Below are 4022 nucleotides of genomic sequence, written 5' to 3' on the forward strand. Positions count from 1 at the left end.
GGGCCGTGGGCAGGGTACGCAGCGGGTATGGAGCCCATCAGAAGCAAAGTCCGATGACTTTCCCGAATTTACCGAAGAGGACCTGAGGAGAATCGATACACTGTCCGAAATGTACACCAAGAGACCTCGCTCCGAGCGGGTTATTGCAGGAGATTTCCATGGGATCAGTTTGAATGGGACTTTCGAGGAAGTGGCCTCGCCTACTATCGCCCCGGGAACGCCCGTTGACCGCGCGGCACTTGTCAGGCTTGAGAGCGAAGCACCTAGGTCATCACAAGCGACCCGCAAGGACCTTCCTGACTTGAGCGTCGGAGATCCGTCGCATGTCAGCGAATTACCGCGTGTCAGTATTGGACGAGAGGCTTCTGATAAGGGGAAACAAAAGATCGCGTTAGAAGATCAGGTTCGGTCAGATCCTAACCAGCCGCGACAATCACTAACCGGTACGATCTTTGGCGCACCAACTCTCCGCGACCTAATGCCCAACAGAAATCGTGCGCACCGGATAGATCGCGCAGCAGAGCAATCTGAGGGCCGGAGCGGGCATGACCGCGACGCGCAGCTTAATACGAGGTTAGAACCGCGTGTGCGCGATGGCTATGGACGGTAGATCAACTATCCGCAAAACAAATTGGCGTTTCCGATTTGGGAAGGCAGCGTGGTCATGAATTCAGGCAAGAACACGCCCTTACGCGTAGTTATGAGCATATGACCTTGCCCCGTTGAAATAATCCATTTTGAAGTAAGCTCTGGCCCATTTAGTGTCCGTTCCAAAAAGAGTTGAGTAATTTCAGCAGGTTGTGATTCTGTCGGATTTGCGAGATTGGATGGAGATCACGATGGCCTGGACTGAAATCACCCGTGCGCATTATGAGCGGCGTTGCGCCCGCTACGCAGTATCCCCACGGTGACGGCCGCCTTGCTGAGGTAGGCTGAAGGCTGCAAGTCCTAGTGCAAGCACTAGGAGTAGCCCTATGACGAAGCATCAGATCGAGGTGATCACATCGGTCGAGCGGCGTCGGCGCTGGTCTCGCGAGGAGAAGGAGCGGCTCGTCGCGGCGACGTTTGAGCCGGGCGCCAGTGTTTCGGAGATTGCACGGTCGGCCGGCATCCATGTGAGCCAGCTTTTCCGGTGGCGCAAGGAACTCTGCCAGATCTCCGCGCCGTCCGTGCCGCAGCTCGTTCCCGTGGAAGTCGTCGAGGCGCTGTCAGCGCCACAACCGCCGGCGACGCCATCGCCGATCTCCCGGCCGCGCAAGAAGAGCAGCATGGTGACGATCGAGCTTGGCGGCGCCCGCCGCCTGCGGGTCGAGAGTGATATCGACAGCGAGGCGCTCGGCCGGATCCTCGATGTTCTGGAGCGGCGATGATCCCGGTTCCGCGCGGTGTGAAGGTGTGGCTCGCCACTGGCTATACGGATATGCGGAAAGGTTTTCCGGGTCTTTCGCTGATGGTGCAGGAGACCTTGAAGCGCGATCCGCACAGCGGTCATCTGTTCTGTTTCCGCGGGCGGCAGGGTGGCCTGATCAAGGTGATCTGGCACGACGGCCAGGGTGCTTGCCTGTTCACGAAGAAGCTTGAGCGCGGCCGCTTCATCTGGCCATCGGCGGCCGACGGCACGGTGGTGATCACGCCTGCACAGCTCGGCTATTGCTCGAAGGCATCGACTGGCGGATGCCGCAAAAAACCTGGCGTCTAAGCTCGGCGGGATGAGCAAAACCGCTGGCATGGCGGGAGCGAATATGATTCCATCGCGCCATGGCCGATGCGGCCGATCAGCTTCCTGACGATCTTGTCAGCGCGCACGTTATGATCCTGGCCGAGCGTGCGGCCCGCTGGGAGGCACAAGCACTCGCCGCTCGCGCGCAGGCCATGAACTCGCACTCGGATGCGCTGATCGCGCGGCTCAGGCTGGAGATCGAGAAGCTGAAGCGCGAGATCCATGGCAGTCGCTCGGAGCGGAAAGCCCGGCTTCTCGAACAGATGGAGCTGCAGCTCGAGGAACTGGAAGCCGACGCCGGCGAAGACGAGCTGGCGGCGGAACTGGCGGCACGGTCATCGACGGTCAGGGCCTTCGAGCGCAAGCGCCCGTCGCGCAAGCCCTTTCCCGACCATCTGCCGCGTGAGCGCGTGGTCATCGCCGCACCGTCAAACTGCCCGTGCTGTGGTTCGGCCAAGCTGGCAAAGCTTGGCGAGGATATCACCGAGACGCTGGAGGTGATCCCGCGCCAGTGGAAGGTGATCCAGACTGTGCGCGAGAAGTTCTCTTGCCGTGAATGCGAGAAGGTCGCGCAGCCGCCGGCTCCCTTCCATGTGACCCGCGCGGCTTCGCCGGGCCAAATCTCCTCGCCATGATCCTGTTCGAGAAGTTCGGTCAGCATCAACCGCTGAACCGGCAAAGTGAGCGCTATGCCCGCGAGGGCATCGACCTCAGCCTCTCGACACTGGCCGACCAGGTCGGAGCTTGTGCCGCGGCACTGAAGCCGGTGCATGCGCTGATCGAAACGCATGTGCTTGCCGCCGAACGTCTGCATGGTGACGACACCACCGTGCCGATCCTGGCACGCGGCAAGACCGATACGGGGCGCATTTGGACTTACGTCAGGGATGATCGGCCCTTCGGTGGGCAGTCGCCGCCGGCGGCGCTCTATTATGCCTCGCGCGATCGGCGGCAGGAACATCCCGAGCGTCATCTGAAGAGCTTCAGCGGCATTCTGCAGGCCGACGCCTATGGCGGCTACAACCCGCTGTTCAAGGCAGACCGTGACCCCGGTCCGCTGACCCAGGCGCTGTGTTGGGCGCATGCGCGCCGCAAATTCTTCGTGCTTGCCGACATCGCCGCCAATGCCAAACGCGGCAAGAACGCCGCCCCGATCTCACCGATCGCGCTCGAGGCCGTCAAGCGCATCGACGCGCTGTTTGACATCGAGCGCGGGATCAACGGGCTTGCCGCCCACGAACGGCTGCAACGACGCCGGCAGGAAAGCCGTCTTCTCGCCACCGAACTTGAGGCCTGGCTGCGAACCGAGAGGGCCAAACTGTCGCGCAGTTCTCCGGTTGCCGAGCCTATCGACTACATACTGAAGCGCTGGGATGGCTTCACGTCCTTCCTCGGCGACGGCCGGATTTGTCTCACCAACAACGCCGCCGAACGGGCGTTGCGTGGTTTTGCTCTCGGCAGGAAAGCTTGGTTGTTTGCAGGCTCCGATCGCGGCGCTGATCGGGCCGCCTTCATGGCAACCCTGATCACCACCGCAAAGCTCAACGACGTCGATCCGCAGGCCTGGCTGGCCGATATTCTCGCCCACATCGCCGACATGCCGATCTCCAGGCTGGAGCAATTGCTCCCCTGGAATTGGGTGACATCGTCAGTAAAAGCCGTTGCTGCGTAGGCTCTGATGGCTCACAAAACCGACAGAGATCAGCCTGACAAAAACCGAGCTCTTGTTCGCGATGTATTGCTTCGCGATTGGAATCCGATCGGCATATCTGGCATTCCCGAAGCTAAGGACGAATATGACGACTATGCCGACGTCGTGCTCGGGATGCTGATCCACGAAAACGCGACGGCAAAAGACATCGCCGGCTATCTCTTCGAAATCGCCACAGAGGACATGGGGCTGTCCGATCGCAAGATGGCGAACCTGTGCGATAGAGCCGCAGAACTAGTCGTGGCGCTCCGATCAAACTTTTAGGAACAGGCTTGAGCTACCTGCGGTCTTCACCGGTCTTCACCGGATGGGTACGCTACGCAAGCGATCTACCCGATGCAGAGTGGGTGCTGATTGCGCCAATGATGCCGTCGGCGAGCCGCATCGGCCGGCCGCGCAAGACAGACCTGCGCGAGGTCGTGAACGCACTTCTTTACCTCGCCTCGTCGGGCGGCGCGTGGCTTTGCTGCCGAAAGACTTCCCACCCTTTTCAACGGTGCAGAAGTTTTCTATCGCTGGCGTGAGGCGGGCTTGTTGCGGACCATCAGCAACAGCCTCGTCATGGCGGCGCGCGAGGCTGAGGGTCGGGAA

The 4022-nt window shown here is 60.9% G+C and carries 4 protein-coding genes and 2 pseudogenes; all 6 read left to right on the forward strand.

Features of this window, described 5'->3' with window-relative positions; translation table 11 throughout:
* Positions 1-610: pseudogene (locus NKG99_RS35430) on the forward strand (hypothetical protein); the annotation flags it as partial.
* Between the two features lie 364 nt (positions 611-974).
* The gene (gene tnpA / locus NKG99_RS35440) at positions 975-1370 is read left to right on the forward strand and encodes an IS66-like element accessory protein TnpA (protein WP_352874092.1); all 396 of its coding nucleotides are present in this window, start codon (positions 975-977) and stop codon (positions 1368-1370) included.
* Entirely contained in the window at positions 1367-1699 is a 333-nt protein-coding gene (tnpB, locus tag NKG99_RS35445; protein ID WP_352874094.1) for an IS66 family insertion sequence element accessory protein TnpB, read from the forward strand. The genes tnpA and tnpB overlap by 4 nt, the downstream gene beginning before the upstream one ends.
* Before the next feature lie 59 nt (positions 1700-1758).
* A protein-coding gene (gene tnpC, locus NKG99_RS35450) for an IS66 family transposase (protein ID WP_502913110.1) occupies positions 1759-3392 on the forward strand; the annotation gives its coding sequence in 2 pieces (ribosomal slippage) (positions 1759-2317 and positions 2317-3392; 1635 coding nt in all).
* Positions 3393-3398: 6 nt separating this feature from the next.
* Positions 3399-3695: a hypothetical protein gene (locus NKG99_RS35455; protein WP_352874096.1), complete on the forward strand. Its 297-nt coding sequence runs from the start codon at positions 3399-3401 to the stop codon at positions 3693-3695.
* A gap of 8 nt (positions 3696-3703) precedes the next feature.
* Positions 3704-4022 (forward strand): annotated as a pseudogene (locus tag NKG99_RS35460) (transposase); the annotation flags it as partial.

Origin of the sequence: Mesorhizobium sp. M1409 (assembly GCF_040317535.1) — a bacterium.
In the GTDB taxonomy this organism is placed as follows: Bacteria; Pseudomonadota; Alphaproteobacteria; order Rhizobiales; family Rhizobiaceae; genus Mesorhizobium.